Below are 16,002 nucleotides of genomic sequence, written 5' to 3'. Positions count from 1 at the left end.
TCAAGGCGCGGCGCAGTGGAGTGAGTCATTCCCGATAACCCGATGTTCCAAACAGAGTGGTTATTGAAACCAAGTCATCTAATAAAAACCTGATGCGCCCCCTAGAGTTACAGGAGCTGGAATGCAGTGATCAACACATGCCAAGGACCGCCGCCGGGTATTGCCGGGGCGGGATGTCAGTCCACGCCTGGTGTGACGCCGTAGTCCAGGATGCCTGGCGAGCAGGCACCCGACGCCACTCCAACAATAAATAAAAGGCAGATGGCCATGTTCAGACAACCCAAGTTTCGGCAAGCAAGCCTGATCGTCTTTGCCACCACCGTTATCCTGATCCTTCCCAACTTGACCCGTCTGGTCAGCTGACCCGCCACCATCCCTGGCGCCGGGCGTCGCCGTAGCGCGTTACGCACAGCGCAAAGCGGGATACCACCCTGTCACGCTAGAATCGGCGGCTGTGGGCCTTGGGCCCACGCCTCCGTATTCGTGCACGCCCATCGCGGCGCGAAGCGGCCGGCATCTCCGACCTTTCGAACAGCGGCAGAAACGAACATGCGTGGACTGATAGTCGCCCTGATGGTACTGAGCGCCAGCGTGCAGGGCGCCGACCTGCGCCTGGACATTGGCCCAGGCAGCCGCAACTGGAGCAGCGCCGAGCTGCTCGCCCATCCGCGGGCACAACGCATCGAGATCGGCGAGGACGTCAGCTACAAACGCAGCATGAGCTACCGGGCCGTGCCGCTGGCTGCACTGCTGCAAGGCGTAGGAGTGGAAGATCATCTGCAGGCGGTGGCCAGCGACGGTTTTGCCGCCGAACTGCCGGCCTCGCTACTGCTCGGCTCGAGCGGCGCCGTGGCCTGGCTGGCGGTGGAGGACCCGGCCCAGCCCTGGCCACCACTGGCGCCCAACAAGCCCAGCGCAGGGCCCTTCTACCTGGTCTGGACAAACCCCGCGGCCGCTCGCATCGGCCCGGAGCAATGGCCGTTCCGCATCGCCCAGATCCGCAGACTGGCGCCGCTCGCACAGCGCTTTCCGCAGCTGCTGCCGGCACGCAACGCCGGCAAGCAGATCAACGCGGGCTTCGCCCAGTACCAGAAGCATTGCATGGCCTGTCATCGGCTGAACGGCGCGGGCGATTCCAGGTTCGGCCCCGACCTGAACATTCCACACAACCCCACCGAATACTTCGCCGGCGACTTCCTCGCCCGCTACATCCGCAATCCGCAAAGCCTGCGGCGCTGGCCCCAGGGACGGATGCCGGGCTTCGCCCAGGCCCAGCTGAGCGACAGCGAACTGGCCCAGTTGCTCGACTACCTGCGGCATATGGCGCAACGCAAGGTGACGGCCCCTTAGCCCGCGACTGCGCGGGCCTGACCAGGCGCTGCACGCCCGTCATCGCCTGGCGCGCCGCCCCGGTCATAGCGGCGCAGACATGGCCATGTAGCCGTCACTGGGCCCGGGCGCGCAACTGCGGTGGAGCGGCCAGCTTCGCGTTCATCTGCTCGCCGCCGCCACCGCGACGCACGCCGCGTACCGGGCAGGCGTCCAGGTAATCCAGGCCCACGGCCAGCTTCAGATGGCGCTCGGCGATGGCCAGGCAGTTGGTCACGTCGAAGCTGTACCAGGCGTCGTCCAGCCAGGCTTCGGCCCAGGCGTGACTGGCCAGCTGCTCGTCGTCGCCGGTGAACAGGTAGCCGGAAACGTAACGTGCCGGAATCCCCAGGCTGCGGGTACAGGCGAGAAAGGCGTGGGCCTGATCCTGGCAGACCCCCTGGCGCCCGGCGAAGGCTTCGGCGGCGCTGGTCCCCGTCTCGGTGCTGCCCGGCAGGTAGCTGATATGCGCGTTCAATGCGTGCATCAGGTCGATCAGCGCTGCGCGGTCGCGACGTTGCTGGCAGTGCTGCACGGCGAACTCACGCATCGCCTCGTCCGCCGAGGTCAGGCTGGTGCTGCGCAGGAACGGCAAGGCGGAATGATCCTCGTGCTCCGCTTCGCGGTGCTCGTCGATCTCTACCTCGCCGTGAGCGCCGATCACCACGGTGTCGTGGGGCTCATCCAGGGTCAGCACATGCAGGATATTGCCGAATGGGTCGAGTTGCGCACGGACCGGATGGGGCAGCTTGAGCTGCCAGCTGATCACGTGCTGGCGCTCGCTGTCGTGGGGGGTCACACGCAGGTACTGGATGCTCGCACGCACCTGGTCTTCGTAGTGGTAGGTGGTGTCATGGCTAATCGACAGTCTCATGCTACCTCCAGGTATGACGTTTGGATGGCTTGGCCCAGCAGGCGGACCTGCTGGATGGACTCGGTGAGCCAGGCATGCAGCCCCTCATCGAGAATTTCGTTGATGCCGGTATAGCGCAGGCGCGCCTCCAGCTCGGCGGCCAGGCGCTGGGCCGGGCGGCCGTTCTCGCCGGGCAGGTTGGCGAGCATCAGGTTGAGCTCCTCCAGGCAGGCGCGCAGCGAGCGCGGCACCTCCGGGCGCAGCAGCAGCAGTTCGGACACCTTGCGCGCCCCTGGCGAGCCGCGGTAGATCTCGGCGAAGGCCTCGAAGGACGACAACGCCCTGAGCAAGGCGGTCCACTGGTAATAGCTGCGCGCCGGGCGGCCGTCGATCTCGTCGATGTCCTCGCCGAGCAGTTCGTAGCGGGCATCGAGCAGGCGCAGGGTGTTGTCGGCGCGCTCGATGAAGATGCCCAGGCGAATGAAACGGTAGGGATCGCCCCGCATGATGGTGCCGAAGGTGGCGCCGCGGAACAGGTGCGAGCGCTCCTTGACCCACTCGCAGAAGCGGCTGATGCCGAAACGCCCCAAGCCCTGTTCGGAGATGCCGCGAATCTCCAGCCAGGTGGCGTTGATGTTCTCCCACATGTCGCCGGTGATGCGGCCGCGGACCGCATGGGCATTGGTGCGCGCGGCCTGCAGGCAGCAATAGATGCTCGCCGGGTTGTCGGCATCCAGGGCGAAGAAGTTCAGCATGCGCTCGGCATGCATCTGGCCATGGCGCTCCAGGTACTCGTCCAGGGTGCCGGTGATCAGCAATGGCATGGCCAGTTCATCCAGGCCATCGCCGCTGCCATCCTGCGGCATCAGCGACAGCGAATAGCTGACGTCGAGCATGCGCGCGAGGTTCTCGGCGCGCTCCAGATAACGGGACATCCAGTACAGATCGGAGGCGGTTCTCGACAGCATGATTAATCCTCCACTACCCAGGTGTCCTTGGTCCCGCCGCCTTGCGACGAGTTGACCACCAGCGAGCCTTCGCGCAATGCCACGCGCGTCAGGCCGCCTGGCACCAGGCGAGTTTCGCGACCGGACAGGACAAACGGGCGCAGGTCGATGTGGCGCGGGGCGATGCCGTTCTCGACGAAGGTCGGGCAGGTCGACAGCGACAGGGTTGGCTGGGCGATGTAGGCCTCCGGTCGGGCGATCAGCCGGGCGCGGAAATCCTCGATCTCCGCCTTGCTCGCCGCCGGCCCGACCAGCATGCCGTAGCCACCCGAGCCCTGGGTTTCCTTGACCACCAGCTCGGGCAGGTTGGCCAGCACATGGGACAGCTCCTCGGGCTTGCGGCATTGCCAGGTCGGCACGTTCTTGAGAATGGCGTCCTCGTCCAGGTAGAAACGGATCATCTCGTCGACATAGGGGTAGATCGACTTGTCGTCCGCCACCCCGGTGCCAATGGCGTTGGCCAGCACCACGTTGCCGGAGCGGTAGGTCGACAGCAGCCCCGGCACGCCGAGCATGGAATCCGGGTTGAAGGCCAGTGGATCGAGGTAGGCATCGTCGATGCGCCGGTAGACCACGTCCACCTGCTTGGCCCCCGAGGTGGTACGCATATACAGCTTGTCGTCGCGCACCAGCAGGTCGGCGCCCTCGACCAGCTCGACGCCCATCTCGCGGGCGAGGAAGGCGTGCTCGAAATAGGCGCTGTTGAAACGCCCCGGGGTCAGCACCACCACGGTGGGATTATCCAGCGCGCTGGAGCTCTTCAGGGTATCGAGCAACAGGCTCGGGTAGTGATTGATCGGCGCCACCCGTTGCGCGGAGAACAGCTCGGGGAACAGCCGCATCATCATCTTGCGGTCCTCGAGCATATAGCTGACACCGCTGGGCGTGCGCAGGTTGTCTTCCAGCACGTAATAGCTGCCATCGCCGTCGCGTACCAGGTCGACCCCGGCGATATGGGCGTAGATGTCGCGATGCAGGTCGAGACCCTGCATCGCCATCTGATAGCCCTCGTTGGTCAGCACCTGCTCGGCCGGGATGATGCCGGCCTTGAGGATGCGCTGGTCGTGGTAGAGGTCGGCGAGGAACATGTTCAGCGCCTGCACCCGCTGGATGCAGCCGCGCTCGACCATGCGCCACTCGCTCGCCGGAATGCTGCGCGGAATGATGTCGAAGGGAATCAGCCGTTCGGTGCCCTGGTCATCGCCGTAGAGGGTGAAAGTGATGCCGGCTCGGTGGAACAACAGGTCGGCCTCGCGCCGCCGCTGGGCCAGCGAATCCTTAGGCGTTTCGGCCAGCCAACGGGTGAATTCGCGGTAGTGCTCCCGGCACTCGCCGTTCGCCAGGTACATCTCATCGTAGTAAGTTCGCGCCATGCCGTACTCCTTGCCCCCGGATGCACTAGAGCGTTGCAAAGCCCGAGCCATCAGGCTTATCCCTGAAAGTTCAATCTGATAGGCAGCTGATGGTGGTTACCCGCACCAAGACGGCACAGCAGGGCGAACAATCGAACTCAGCGCGCCCCAAGACGCGGCATTGAGCGCCACGATCAGAAATCACTAACGTTGAGTATAGGCACTCGCCGATTTGCCGCCGGCCGGTGCGACGAAGATGGTCGACTGCGAGCCCCCGCGAATGTGCACAGGGTGTGCCGCGGAGTCGATTCAGGGAAGGGTGCGGCTCGCGCCCTCACCGGCCGTGAGCCGATGAGGGCCTGCTGCAGGCCGGCGATCAGGGCCGCGAAGCCTTGACCTCCTGCGTCACCCCCCAGCCATCCAGGGTGCCGCCTAGGGGTACCACCACCGACTCCAGGTCATGCTCGAAGTCGCCGATACCGGCATGGGTCGCATACATCACCTTGCTCACCTGCAGGTGCCAGGCGCCGTCATCGCGCTCGGTCACCAGGGCATGCAAGGACTCTCCACGAAAGTTCCTGGTCGCCATGCGGGCCCGCTCCTCGTCCGGGAAAATGGCGTAGAACTCGATTGGATGGAAGCTGGCAAAGTCGAAACCGCCCTCCTTCATCCGCCGTAATACTCCGCTGCTGACATCATCGTGCAAGGCTGTGCTCATGAAGTGATCTCCTCAGGCGATGGATGGATTAACCGCTTTCCCATTGCAACCGTCTTTACTGCGGCGGTGTCGCGACACCCGAAGGTGCCGCCCGAGAATCAAGCAAGTGCTGCTTGATGTGTCATAAGCCAGACCTGAAGCCAGGGCTGGTCGACGTTGCGCCATTCAGATCGAATGATTCAGAGCCGTCTATTGCAGGTTAGCGCGAGCCGGGCAACTTTGCTGCGACAACCCATCACGAAACGTTTCGACGGCGACCGACGGCCAGCGGCTGTCCAGGCTACTCGCGGCTCAGCCGGCTCATGATCAGCCGATTGAGCCAGGCGGGCGCGAGCTGCGCGGCCCAGTACAGCAGCCGGAAACGCAGACCGACCGGGCGATGCACCGCAGCCCCCTGGGCCTGCTGCCAGACCGCCTCGGCGACGTCCCGGGCCTGCAGCCGGACGCCCAGGCGACGCATCACCGGCGCGTCGAAGTGCTGATTGGCGAGCATCGGCGTGGCGACGAAGGGCGGCATCAGGTCGCCAACCCGGATGCCATGCCTGAGCCACTCCAGCTCCAGCGCCTCGGTCAGGCCGCGCACGGCGAACTTCGACGCCGAGTAGCTGGCCAGGTGCGGCACGCCGTAGACCGCGGAGGCCGAACCCATGTTGATCACCTGGGCATTGCTGGTGTCCTTGAGGTAGGGGAATGCCGCATGGCTCATGTTGAGTACGCCGAGCACATTGACCTGGAGCATCCGCATCTGCTCGGCCTGGGGGATTTCCTCGAAGTAGCCGCAGCTCATCAGCCCCGCGCAGTTGAACAGCAGACGCAACTGTCCGCCATGCATGGCGCAGAAATCCGCCAGCGCCAGCTGCGCCGCATCCGGGTCGGCCACGTCCAGCTCGGCGTGCCAGACGCCACCCAGCTCGCTCGCCAGTTCGGCCAGGTCATGGTGATTGATGTCGAGCAGGCCGACCGTCCAGCCGCGGGAATGAAACAACCGGGCCGTGGCGGCGCCAATGCCCGAAGCGGCGCCGGTGATCAGGATATTATCCACTCAGCCCCTCGCTGGCTCAGGACGATCAACGCCCGACGCAGGACGAACCGCGCCAGACGGGCTGACTACAACAATACGTCAGAAGACTGCACTGAGCATCGCTGGAGTCCACCACCTACAACCCGACGTAGTTACCGGTTGTAAAGTCAGAGTAGCGAATGATCGCCTTCAGCTGCCCGTTGGAGCTGCGCCGATACTTGTACAGCTTGTCGCCGACCCGGCCGATGAAACGGCAGGACTTCTTCGCGAAGACCAGGCACATCTGGCCATCGGGCATGACCTGCCAACGCCCCTTGCGCACCTCCCAGAAGCGCTCCTGCAGCACGCTGCCGTCCGCAGCGTAGTAGGTATAGGTATTGATCTTGCGGGAGCGGTTGTAGGAGCGCACGGTGTTGCCGGAAAAGGCGGCGGTCACTTGCCTGGCGTCGAGCAACTGCGGAGCGTCCTTGTTGGGAACGGCCAGGGTCGTGCAGCCTGCGAGCAGGAGCGCGCCAAGGGAACTCATCAATAGTGTCTTCATATCCTCAGTGTCCTTCTGGCCGTGCCAGGAAGCGGGAAACTCTTTGCAGCATGTCGGTCTGCTCGGCGCACAGGGCGAAATCGTGCTCGCCACCCTGCAATTCGGCGAGTTCAAGCCTGGCTGCGTGGCCCAGTTGTCGCCAGCATTCGACCCACTTGTGCGCTCTGACCAGGCGATTGCGGCCCTGCTGCTTGTCGATGCGCTCGCCCTTGCGCAGGCTGGCATCGCGCAGCGTATCGCGATCGCCGACTAGCACCAGCGTGGGAATCCTGGTCATCGCCTCTGCCGCCGCCGGTCCCGGCAGTACGGATGGCCAGTTGGCCAACCCGCGCGGGTACTTCACGGCGCGGTCGGGAAAGGTGTACCAACCGGCGCCCGTGAGCACCAGGCTGCGGGTGCGCGCGGGATAACAGAGCGCATAACGGTGGCAGAACTGCGCGCCGCCCGAATAGCCAAACATGTCCAGCGCCCACCCCGGTACCTGCAGGTCACTGCCCAGGCTCATCAGCATGCGGTTGAAGGCGAGATCGGCGCGGGTCAGCCCGAGCCCAGTGTCCAGGCGCTGGTAGCCAGGAAAGCGGTCGTGGCTGAACTCAGGGGCCAACAGGCGCACCCCCAGCTCATCGGCCGTCGCCCTGAAGGCCTCCTGCTGCTCGCGGGCGTTACGCGAGATGCCGTGGACACAGACAAACAAGCGGCTGGCGTCCCTCAGCGTGGCCGGTTCATAGAGCCATGCCGACAGTTCACGCGTGCTGTAAAGCTCAGCTGTTTTCATGGTGAGTCTCCCCGCTGGCGGTCCGCACCGTCGTCGAAATCGGCTTCACAACACCGAGCGGCGGCGCAGACAGGGTCCAGTACTTGGTCGCCCATTGCGGCTTGCTCGCGTCGGAACGGGCGACAATCATGGTTCCGGGAAAGGTGCTGCCGACCTTGGCCAGCAGCTCATCGATCGTCGAGTCACTCGACGCCGAGGCATGATCGATGAGCAGCAACGAGGGACGCCTCAGCAAACCGCGCGCAAGCATCAAACGGAACTCTTCCGCGCTCGACAGCTGGATTCCCTTGGCGCCCAGGCGGCTATCCAGGCCGTTGGGCAATCTCTCGGCCAGGCTGCGCAAACCGCACAGATCAATGACCTGCTCGATGTCCGGCTGGTCACCGCGGCGCATGCCGTAGATCAGGTTCTCCCGAATGGAGGTCTGCCAGAACGTCGCGGGCTCACCGATCAAGACGATACGTCGCTGCCGCTCGCTCGCGGCCAGCTCATCCAGGGAAATGGCATCGAGACTGCCGCTCAGTCCAGGCATGGGCTCGATGCCGGCCATCGCACGCAGCAGGCGGCTCTTGCCGCTCCCCGAGGCGCCCGAGAGCAGCACCCGTGCGCCGGCCGGTGCAGACAACCGGCGCTCGACGCCCCCCTCCGCAGCGATGGACAGCGTGACGGAAACCGGTGCGCCAACGGGCAACTTGAGCCGGCGCCCACCTGGGGCAACGGGGTTCCGACGCAGAAACCGCTGCAGCTTGAAGCGGGCCAACTGGTACTGGGTCCAGTATTCGTAGATTCGCCCGAGGCGGCGCATCTGCGGCAACATGTAGAGGGACACGATGATCACCATGACGAACTCATCCGCCGACAGGTGGCCGCTGAGCACACGACTGTGCCCCACCAACGCCAGCAACCCCACCAGGGTCAGGCTGATGAACTCGGTGCCGGCCCGCAGCCAGCCGCCGCCTTGTGCGCGCTTGAGCTGCCAGCGGTGCATGTCGTTGCTCAGCCGGCGAAAACGCCGCGCCTCGCGACCGGCCTGATTCACCGATTGAATCAGCGTCACGGCGGCGATGCGCTGGCTCATGTAGTTCATCAACCGCGAACGATGCTTGCGGGTGTTGCTGCTGGCGTCGTAGAAGTATCGCCCGCCCAGCCAGTAGATCGGCACGGCGGCGGCCGCCAGGCCGCCTAGCACCGCGACCAGCAGCGGATCGAGCACCAGCAAGGTGACCAGCGCCACCGACAGCCAGACGGTCAGCACCGTCATACGCGCCACCCCCTCGACCAGCCAGTTGCGCAGCGCCAGCAGGTCACCGGTCAGGCGCATCAGCAAGGTACCCCGTCCGACGCGCAAGGCGTCCGCGGTGGGCAGGCAGAGGAAATGCTCGAAGATCTGCGTGCGGACCTCGTGGACATAGCTCTGGGCCAACTTCTCCGCCACCGTCCGCTCCATGAAGCGGCCGGCCGACAGCAGGAACACCAGGGGCACGAGCAGCAGCAGGCCCTCGAGGAACGGGCCTTCCTGGGCCATTATCCGGTTGCGAATCTGCATGATGAAGAACAGCAGCGAGAGGGACTGCAGCATGCCGATCAGGCTCAGCCCGACCAGGCCGAGCCAGCGCCGATTACCAGTGACCTCGGCCAACCTGCTCATCGCACCGGACTCAGTTCTCCAAGGACGATATCCACCGTGCGCGGATCGTAGACCTGATCCAGGGTGAGAACGGGCAAGCCCGTATGATGGCGGACCTCCTCAATGAGCAGAGGCGCCCTGGTCAGGGTTCCGCTGATCGCCAGCACCGGGACCCTGCTCGGCGCCAGCTGCTGGACCAGCATCAGCGCACCTGGCGCGCAATCGGCGGCGCAGAAGCAGCCATCGCAAAGCGACATGAAGTCCCGGTGCTCGATCAGCGCCTTGGTTTCCTCCTGCAGGATGCCATCGGCCAACTCGATCACCAGGTATTGCGCCTCATGGGTGCAGGATGCGTTGATGATCTGCCTGGCGATGGTGAAGAGGCGTTCGGTCGGCTGTTTCCAGGTACCCGGCAGACCCGCGTCGGTAAAGTCGAAGGCGGCCATTGCCCCGGCATCGCGAAAGCGCCAGACGTCGGGTCCCGACCCGGTGCCGGTCAACTTGGCCGCCACCACTCGGCAAGCCTGACGGCAGAGGGTGGAAACCAGGGCGGTGGCCAAGGTGGTCTTGCCACTGTTCATGCCCGTGCCGACCACCAGCAAGATGCGCATGCCACCCGTTGCCAACGGCTCCGGAGCATTCGCCAGGGTGACGAAGCGACTGAGATTGAGGACCTGTTGCTGCTCGTCTGCCAGCAGACCGAGGATCTCGATCTCGGTCGCCGGCTTGACCGACGCATGACGACTGATGACCTCGGCGGCGATACCGCCGCCGGCGACCAGATAAGCGCTGCTGCCGATCGGCAGCGTCGCGGCGAACTGGTCGGTGGCGTATCGGTTGCCGGCCGCCAGAATCACTTCGTCGTCGACGAACAGATTGGCACGCCGCCCGCAAGGCAGTTCGATACGCGGATGCTGGCGGATCTTGGTGACACGGGCGAGCAAAAGATCGCCCAAGGCTACCGGCTGAAAGGGTAGCAGCGCGTGACAGGCGGCAAGCTCGAGGTGGCGGGTTACGTAACTCTGCTTGGCCTTCTGCAAACGCTGCTGAAGTGACGCTGATGAATCGATCATGGCCTGCTCACTTCGCCAATTGGCGGTGGATTTGCCTGATCCTTTTGGCGTTGGCTTCCTGGGGGGCTAACAGATGCTTCAGGGTGCGGTTCGTGGTGGTGGTCTTGTCTGCGCGTTTTCGATAGACCTTGGTCCTGGTCCGCTCCAACGCGACGATCAGGTTCAGGCTGGGGGCATAGGTGATCAGGCGCTCGTCCTTGCGCGAGGAGCCGCTGCTGTTGCGATAACTGCGCAGACAGCTGTAACGCTCGGTGCCCAGCGTTTGCCCCGCGAGTGAAAAAGACCCCTTGCCCAAGGACTGGCACTGCCACTCGCGCAGTTTCCTTCGACCATCACGATAGATTCGTCTCAGCACGAAACGTTCAGCGCTTCCGGCGGAGGCCCCGAGCAGACGCGCAGGGTCGCCGGACTTCACGTCAACCGTGTAGCTGCGCGTCGGGCGTAGCAGATCTTCACGGGCCAGAACCAGCGACAGGGGGTTGTTGCCGTAGGTATAGCGGCGCTTGCGGGTGTCCTCCCAGACTGCTCGGTTGCCGTCATAGGCAACGAGTTTTTCCACCGTGCCGTCGGAATAGAGGGCTACCGTTCCGACCGCCGGCCTGGCCTGGGCGCCCAGCGCCAGCATCGACGAACAGATAATCAGAAAAAGAATTCTTGCCACTGACATGAGTCTCTCCCGCTACTGGGTCATTTGCGGTTCTTAGGGCCGAATCGGCGACCGACCTCAAGCCTGGATCAGACCATAGTCTGAAAAAGTGTGGACCATGGTCCGAGGTATTCAAGCGATATCTCGCTTTACCCGAGGAACGGCACCTGCTGGCCAATCGAACAAAGCAGCTGCAGACGGCCACGTCCGCCCTCGCCGACGGCAACCCAGGGGGGTTGCCTGCCGGCGGATCAACCGGCCACTGCCGCCAAGCCCTGCTGTAGATCACGACGCAAATCCTCGACGTGCTCAATGCCCACCGACAGGCGCACCAGGTTGTCGCCGATGCCGATCTGCGCGCGACGTTCGGCGGGGATGGAGGCGTGGGTCATCTTCGCCGGCTGGCTGATCAGGCTCTCCACCCCGCCGAGGCTCTCGGCCAGGGTGAAGAGCGTCGTGGCCTCAAGGAAACGCCGGGTACCCTCGCCGTCGGCGGCCAGGTACAGGCTGATCAACCCACCGAAACCGCGCATCTGCTGCCTGGCCAGCGCGTGCTGCGGGTGGCTGGCGAGTCCGGGATAGAGCACCGATGCCACCTCGGGCTGGCGCTCCAGCCAGGCCGCCAGCTCGGCGGCGTTGTCGACGTGCCGCTGCAGGCGCAGGGCCAGGGTGCGCATGCCACGCAGGCAGAGGAAGCTGGAGAAGGGATCGAGAATGCCGCCCACCGAGTTCTGCAGAAACGCCAGCTGCTCGGCCAGTTCCGCTCGGTCGGCCACCGCCACCAGGCCGGCGATCACGTCCGAGTGCCCATTGAGGTACTTGGTCGCCGAGTGCACGACGATGTCGAAGCCGTGCTCCAGCGGCCGCTGCAGGTAAGGCGAGGCGAAGGTGTTGTCGGCCACCGTGAGGATGCCGCGCTCGCGCCCCAGCCGGCCGACCTGGGCCAGGTCGCAGAGCTTGAGGGTCGGGTTGGTCGGTGTCTCGACCCAGATCATCCGGGTCTCGGGTTTGAGCGCGGCGGCCAGGGTGGCGGCGTCGGCGTCCGCCGGCACATAGCTGATCTGCAGGCCGGCGCCGGGCTTGCGCACCCGCTCGAACAGGCGGTAGGTGCCGCCATAGAGGTCGTCCACCGCAACCATATGACTGTTCGCCGGCAGCAGCTCCAGCACCGTGGCACAGGCGGCCAGGCCTGAGGCGAAGGCGAAGCCCTGGGCACCGCCCTCCAGTTCGGCGATGGCCCGCTCCAGGGCCTGGCGCGTGGGGTTCTGGCTGCGCCCGTACTCGTAGCCGGTGTGTACCCCGGGGGACTGCTGGCGAAACGTCGAGGTGGCGTAGATCGGCGGCATCACCGCGCCGGTCCAGTCCGGCTCGTAGCCGGCATGCACGGTCAGGGTTTCGAACTCGTTCATGGGGACTCCTGTGGACGGTCGGCCGCCTTTCAACGCAGGGTGCGGCGCCAGAGGCTCAGTACGTCGCTCTTGGTGATCAAACCGAGAAAGCGGCCGTGCTCGACGATCAGCGCCACATGGCCCTCATCGAAGGTCTGCAACAGACGCTCGAGTGGCACATCGGGGTCGAGAGTATCGAGGTTGGTCACCATGGCCTCGCGCACCGGCAGCTGGAAGTGCTCGGGGGCGTCCTTCACGGCGCGCAGCAGGTCCCATTCGTCGATCAAACCGACCACCCGGTCGCCCTCCATCACCGGCACCTGGTCGATATCGTGAAAACGCATGCGCCCATAGACCGCCGCCAGGCTCTCGCCCGGCTTGCAGGTGACGGTAGCGCCCTCGTCGTAGCGCCGGGCGATCAGGTCGCGCAGGTTGCCCTCCCTGGGCCTTTCGATCAGCCCCTGGTCGATCATCCAGTAGTCGTTGAACATCTTCGACAGGTACTTGTTGCCGCTGTCGCAGACGAAGGTCAGCACCCGTTTCGGCGTGGTCTGCTCGCGGCAGTAGCGCAGGGCCGCAGCCAGCAGGGTGCCGGACGAGGAGCCGGCCAGCACGCCCTCCTCCTGCAGCAACTGGCGTGCGGTGTGCAGGCTCTCGGCGTCGCTGATGCGGTAGGCGCGCCTGACCAGGGCAAAGTCGGCAATCGCCGGCACGAAGTCCTCGCCGATGCCCTCCACCAGCCAGCTGCCGGCCTCGCCGAACTGGCCCGTTTCCACGTAGTCGGCCAGCACCGAGCCTTCGGGATCGGCCAGGACCATCTCGACCTGCGGCGCCACCCGCTGGAAGAAGCGGGTCAGACCGCCCAGGGTACCGCCCGAGCCGACGCCGACCACCACCGCGTCGACCCGCTGCTCGAGCTGGCGCCAGATCTCCGGGCCGGTGCCGCTCTCGTGGGCCCAGGCATTGGCCGGGTTGTTGAACTGGTCGATGTAGAAGGCGCCGGGCATGGTCCCGGCGAGGCTGCGCGCCAGGTCCTGGTAGTACTCGGGATGGCCCTTGCCGACATCCGAACGGGTCAGGCGCACCTCGGCGCCCAGGGCCTTGAGGTGAAAGATCTTCTCGCGGCTCATCTTGTCAGGCACCACCAGCAGCATGCGGTAGCCCTTCTGCGCGGCCACCAGGGCCAGGCCCAGGCCGGTGTTGCCGGCAGTGGCCTCGATGATGGTGCCGCCAGGCTTGAGCTCGCCGCTGCGTTCGGCCGCCTCGATCATGGTCAGGGCGATGCGGTCCTTGATCGAACCGCCGGGGTTCTGGTTTTCCAGCTTGACGAACAGCTCGCAGGGGCCGGTGTCCAGGCGGGTAAGCGGCAGGATCGGCGTGTTGCCGATCATCTCGAGTATGGGGCTGCTGGGCATGGGCGTGTCCCTCCGCGGAACGGCCATTGCGTCGCGCCCGACGCGCCCTCTGTGGCGCCGCGGGCAGCGGATCGGCCATGGGTTAGTTATAGGCACTGGGCCGCCACGCGGCCAGCCGCGGGGGCGCCTCGGCCTCGGCGCCCGACGCGCGGAACACCACTGGGGCCAACACGCTCAGGCGCCTTCGCGCGCCTGGCCGTGTTGTTCAGCGCAGGTATGTCGAGAGGGCGCGGTTCGCCGGCGAGCTGCCGGCAAAGAAAAAGGACCCGCAGGTCCTTTTCTCGAATCAGCTGGCGGCTCAGTCGTTGCTGGGCTTGTTGATCGCCTGCAGCACGTACTGCGGCAGGGCGAAGGCGCCGAGGTGAATGTCCGGGTTGTAGTAACGGGTGACGATACCGCTGCCGACGAAGCGCTGGCGCAGGGTTTCGGCCGACAGCTTGCGCTGGCCGCTGTCGGTGCTGCCCCAGGCGAAGGTCATGCTGCCGCCGATATAGGTCGGCACCGCCGCCATGTAGAAGTGCCAGTCGGCGAACAGGCCGCGCATGCGCCCGGCGGTGGTCTGCACCTCGGACAGCTGCATGAAGGGCGTGCCGTTCTGGGTCACCAGGATGCCGCCGTCGTTCAGGCAGCGGCGGCAGGCCTGGTAGAAGTTCTCGGAGAACAGCACCTCGCCCGGGCCGATCGGGTCGGTGGAGTCGGAGATGATCACGTCGAACTTGTCTGTGCAGGTGGCGACGAAGCGCATGCCGTCATCGATCACCAGGTTCAGCCGCGGGTCGTCGAAGGCACCGCTGGAATGGTTGGGCAGAAACTCCCGGCACATGTCGACCACGGTGCCGTCGATCTCGACCATGGTGATGTGCTCGACGCTGGCGTGCCTGCACACCTCGCGCAGGATGCCACCGTCGCCGCCGCCGATGATCAGCACGCGCTTGGCCAGGCCATGGGCGAGGATCGGCACGTGGGTGAGCATCTCGTGGTAGATGAACTCATCCGCCTCGGTGGTCTGGATCACCCCGTCCAGGGCCATGACCCGGCCCATGCGGGCATTCTCGAAGATCACCAGGTGCTGGTGCTCGGTGCGCACCTCGTGCAGCAGCTTGTCCACGCGAAAACGCTGACCGTAGCCGTCGTAGAGCGTCTCTTGGTAATCGCTCATTGGGGTATCCCTCGTCAAAATCGATGAATGCAACGGACAGCCGCCACTGACGCCCGCCACCAGAAGAAAGGCGGGCATTCTACGTCGCCACAGATGACAGGTCGAACCTCGGGTGTTTGAAAGTCACTTGCGCACTGACAGGCGTGCACCAGGCGGTTATCGTGCCCCCATGACCGCCGCCGCTCCGCACCCCGTGCTCCTGCCCTACCAGCCGCCCTGGCACTGGCAACAGTTCCACGCCCACTACGCCCTGCGCGCCTTGCCTGGGGTCGAGCGACTGGACGCCGACGGCTATCGCCGCAGCTTTCGCCTGGACGGGGTCTGCGGCTGGTTCGCCGTACGCCCGGCGCCCGGCCAGCCTGCCCTGCAACTGCATCACAGCGCCTCGGCCGAGGCCTGCCTGCCGGCCCTGACCGCCCGAGTGCGGCGCATGTTCGACCTGGATGCCGAGCCACAGCGTATCGCCGCGCACCTGGCCGAAGACCCGCTGCTGGCGCCCCTGGTGGCGCGCAATCCCGGCCTGCGCGTGCCCTGCGCCTTCGACCCGTTCGAGCAGGCGGTGCGCGCCATCGTCGGCCAGCAGGTCACGGTGAAGGCCGCGGTGACCATTGCCGCACGCCTGGTCTCGCGGCTCGGCGAACCCCTGAAGGAAGCGACCGACGGCGGCCTCGAGCGCCTGTTCCCCAGCGCCGAGGCACTGGCCGAGGCCAACCTGGACGGCATCGGCATGCCCGGCAAGCGGGTACAGACGCTGCAGCACTTCGCCGCCCAGGTCGCCAGCGGCGCGCTGCACCTGGACCTGCGCGACGGCAGTGCCGCGCTGATCGAGCGCCTCTGCGCCCTGCCCGGCATCGGCCCCTGGACCGCCGAATACATCGCCCTGCGCGCCTTCGGCGAGGCCGATGCCTTCCCCGCCAGCGACCTGGGCCTGCTCAAGGCCCCGTTGTGGGGCGCAGGCGGCATCGGCGCCAAACAGCTCGAGGCCCGCGCCGAAGCCTGGCGCCCATGGCGCGCCTATGCCGCGGCGCACCTGTGGCACGACTACGCCGGAGGTTGAAC

15 protein-coding genes are annotated in these 16,002 nt (G+C 65.6%); 2 read left to right on the top strand and 13 right to left on the bottom strand.

Annotated elements, in window-relative coordinates:
* Positions 1–549: 549 nt before the first annotated feature.
* Complete coding sequence (locus tag LPB260_RS28620) at positions 550–1,350, top strand: cytochrome c (RefSeq protein WP_208709509.1); 801 nt, start codon at positions 550–552, stop codon at positions 1,348–1,350.
* A 94-nt stretch (positions 1,351–1,444) separates the two neighbouring features.
* Here the strand turns inward: LPB260_RS28620 and LPB260_RS28615 are convergent, their stop codons facing one another.
* The 13 genes from LPB260_RS28615 to speE form a co-directional block, all read right to left on the bottom strand.
* Positions 1,445–2,242 (bottom strand): transglutaminase family protein, encoded by a 798-nt coding sequence (locus tag LPB260_RS28615; RefSeq protein ID WP_208709507.1) that lies wholly within the window; start codon positions 2,240–2,242, stop codon positions 1,445–1,447.
* A complete protein-coding gene (locus LPB260_RS28610) occupies positions 2,239–3,189 on the bottom strand; it encodes an alpha-E domain-containing protein (protein WP_208709505.1) in 951 nt (316 codons plus the stop codon). Before LPB260_RS28610 ends, LPB260_RS28615 begins: the two co-directional genes overlap by 4 nt.
* 2 nt (positions 3,190–3,191) lie before the next feature.
* Positions 3,192–4,601, bottom strand: a complete 1,410-nt coding sequence (locus tag LPB260_RS28605; protein WP_208709503.1) for a circularly permuted type 2 ATP-grasp protein — start codon at positions 4,599–4,601, stop codon at positions 3,192–3,194.
* 355 nt (positions 4,602–4,956) lie between these two features.
* Complete coding sequence (locus tag LPB260_RS28600) at positions 4,957–5,298, bottom strand: ribonuclease E inhibitor RraB (protein WP_208709501.1); 342 nt, start codon at positions 5,296–5,298, stop codon at positions 4,957–4,959.
* A gap of 280 nt (positions 5,299–5,578) precedes the next feature.
* Entirely contained in the window at positions 5,579–6,340 is a 762-nt protein-coding gene (locus tag LPB260_RS28595; protein ID WP_208709499.1) for an SDR family oxidoreductase, read from the bottom strand.
* Positions 6,341–6,455: 115 nt separating this feature from the next.
* Positions 6,456–6,860, bottom strand: a complete 405-nt coding sequence (locus LPB260_RS28590; protein WP_208709497.1) for a hypothetical protein — start codon at positions 6,858–6,860, stop codon at positions 6,456–6,458.
* A gap of 4 nt (positions 6,861–6,864) precedes the next feature.
* Positions 6,865–7,635 (bottom strand): hypothetical protein, encoded by a 771-nt coding sequence (locus tag LPB260_RS28585; RefSeq protein ID WP_208709495.1) that lies wholly within the window; start codon positions 7,633–7,635, stop codon positions 6,865–6,867.
* A complete protein-coding gene (locus LPB260_RS28580; RefSeq protein WP_208709493.1) occupies positions 7,622–9,283 on the bottom strand; it encodes an ABC transporter ATP-binding protein in 1,662 nt (553 codons plus the stop codon). The genes LPB260_RS28585 and LPB260_RS28580 overlap by 14 nt, the downstream gene beginning before the upstream one ends.
* A complete protein-coding gene (locus LPB260_RS28575) occupies positions 9,280–10,302 on the bottom strand; it encodes a DUF1611 domain-containing protein (protein ID WP_208709491.1) in 1,023 nt (340 codons plus the stop codon). The genes LPB260_RS28580 and LPB260_RS28575 overlap by 4 nt, the downstream gene beginning before the upstream one ends.
* Positions 10,303–10,342: 40 nt before the next feature.
* Positions 10,343–11,002 (bottom strand): hypothetical protein, encoded by a 660-nt coding sequence (locus LPB260_RS28570; RefSeq protein ID WP_208709489.1) that lies wholly within the window; start codon positions 11,000–11,002, stop codon positions 10,343–10,345.
* Between the two features lie 230 nt (positions 11,003–11,232).
* Entirely contained in the window at positions 11,233–12,390 is a 1,158-nt protein-coding gene (locus LPB260_RS28565) for a PLP-dependent aspartate aminotransferase family protein (RefSeq protein ID WP_208709487.1), read from the bottom strand.
* A 29-nt stretch (positions 12,391–12,419) separates the two neighbouring features.
* Positions 12,420–13,784 carry a pyridoxal-phosphate dependent enzyme gene (locus LPB260_RS28560; RefSeq protein WP_218281520.1) on the bottom strand — a complete coding sequence of 455 codons (1,365 nt, stop codon included), beginning with the start codon at positions 13,782–13,784 and terminating at the stop codon, positions 12,420–12,422.
* Positions 13,785–14,082: 298 nt separating this feature from the next.
* Positions 14,083–14,943, bottom strand: a complete 861-nt coding sequence (speE, locus tag LPB260_RS28555) for a polyamine aminopropyltransferase (RefSeq protein WP_208709485.1) — start codon at positions 14,941–14,943, stop codon at positions 14,083–14,085.
* A gap of 169 nt (positions 14,944–15,112) precedes the next feature.
* Here speE and LPB260_RS28550 point away from each other — a divergent pair, with 169 nt between their 5' ends.
* Positions 15,113–16,000 carry a DNA-3-methyladenine glycosylase gene (locus LPB260_RS28550; protein WP_208709482.1) on the top strand — a complete coding sequence of 296 codons (888 nt, stop codon included), beginning with the start codon at positions 15,113–15,115 and terminating at the stop codon, positions 15,998–16,000.
* The last annotated feature ends 2 nt before the right edge of the window (positions 16,001–16,002 follow it).

Source organism: Pseudomonas sp. LPB0260 (genome assembly GCF_013388395.1).
Note: the sequence above shows the minus strand (reverse complement) of the source record. Positions and strands in the feature narration are given on the sequence as shown.

Coding starts and splice junctions, on each gene's coding strand:
- LPB260_RS28620 (WP_208709509.1), top strand. CDS start 550: ATGCGTGGACTGATAGTCGCCCTGATGGTACTGAGCGCCAGCGTGCAG.
- LPB260_RS28615 (WP_208709507.1), bottom strand. CDS start 2,242: ATGAGACTGTCGATTAGCCATGACACCACCTACCACTACGAAGACCAG.
- LPB260_RS28610 (WP_208709505.1), bottom strand. CDS start 3,189: ATGCTGTCGAGAACCGCCTCCGATCTGTACTGGATGTCCCGTTATCTG.
- LPB260_RS28605 (WP_208709503.1), bottom strand. CDS start 4,601: ATGGCGCGAACTTACTACGATGAGATGTACCTGGCGAACGGCGAGTGC.
- LPB260_RS28600 (WP_208709501.1), bottom strand. CDS start 5,298: ATGAGCACAGCCTTGCACGATGATGTCAGCAGCGGAGTATTACGGCGG.
- LPB260_RS28590 (WP_208709497.1), bottom strand. CDS start 6,860: ATGAAGACACTATTGATGAGTTCCCTTGGCGCGCTCCTGCTCGCAGGC.
- LPB260_RS28585 (WP_208709495.1), bottom strand. CDS start 7,635: ATGAAAACAGCTGAGCTTTACAGCACGCGTGAACTGTCGGCATGGCTC.
- LPB260_RS28580 (WP_208709493.1), bottom strand. CDS start 9,283: ATGAGCAGGTTGGCCGAGGTCACTGGTAATCGGCGCTGGCTCGGCCTG.
- LPB260_RS28570 (WP_208709489.1), bottom strand. CDS start 11,002: ATGTCAGTGGCAAGAATTCTTTTTCTGATTATCTGTTCGTCGATGCTG.
- LPB260_RS28565 (WP_208709487.1), bottom strand. CDS start 12,390: ATGAACGAGTTCGAAACCCTGACCGTGCATGCCGGCTACGAGCCGGAC.
- LPB260_RS28560 (WP_218281520.1), bottom strand. CDS start 13,784: ATGCCCAGCAGCCCCATACTCGAGATGATCGGCAACACGCCGATCCTG.
- speE (WP_208709485.1), bottom strand. CDS start 14,943: ATGAGCGATTACCAAGAGACGCTCTACGACGGCTACGGTCAGCGTTTT.
- LPB260_RS28550 (WP_208709482.1), top strand. CDS start 15,113: ATGACCGCCGCCGCTCCGCACCCCGTGCTCCTGCCCTACCAGCCGCCC.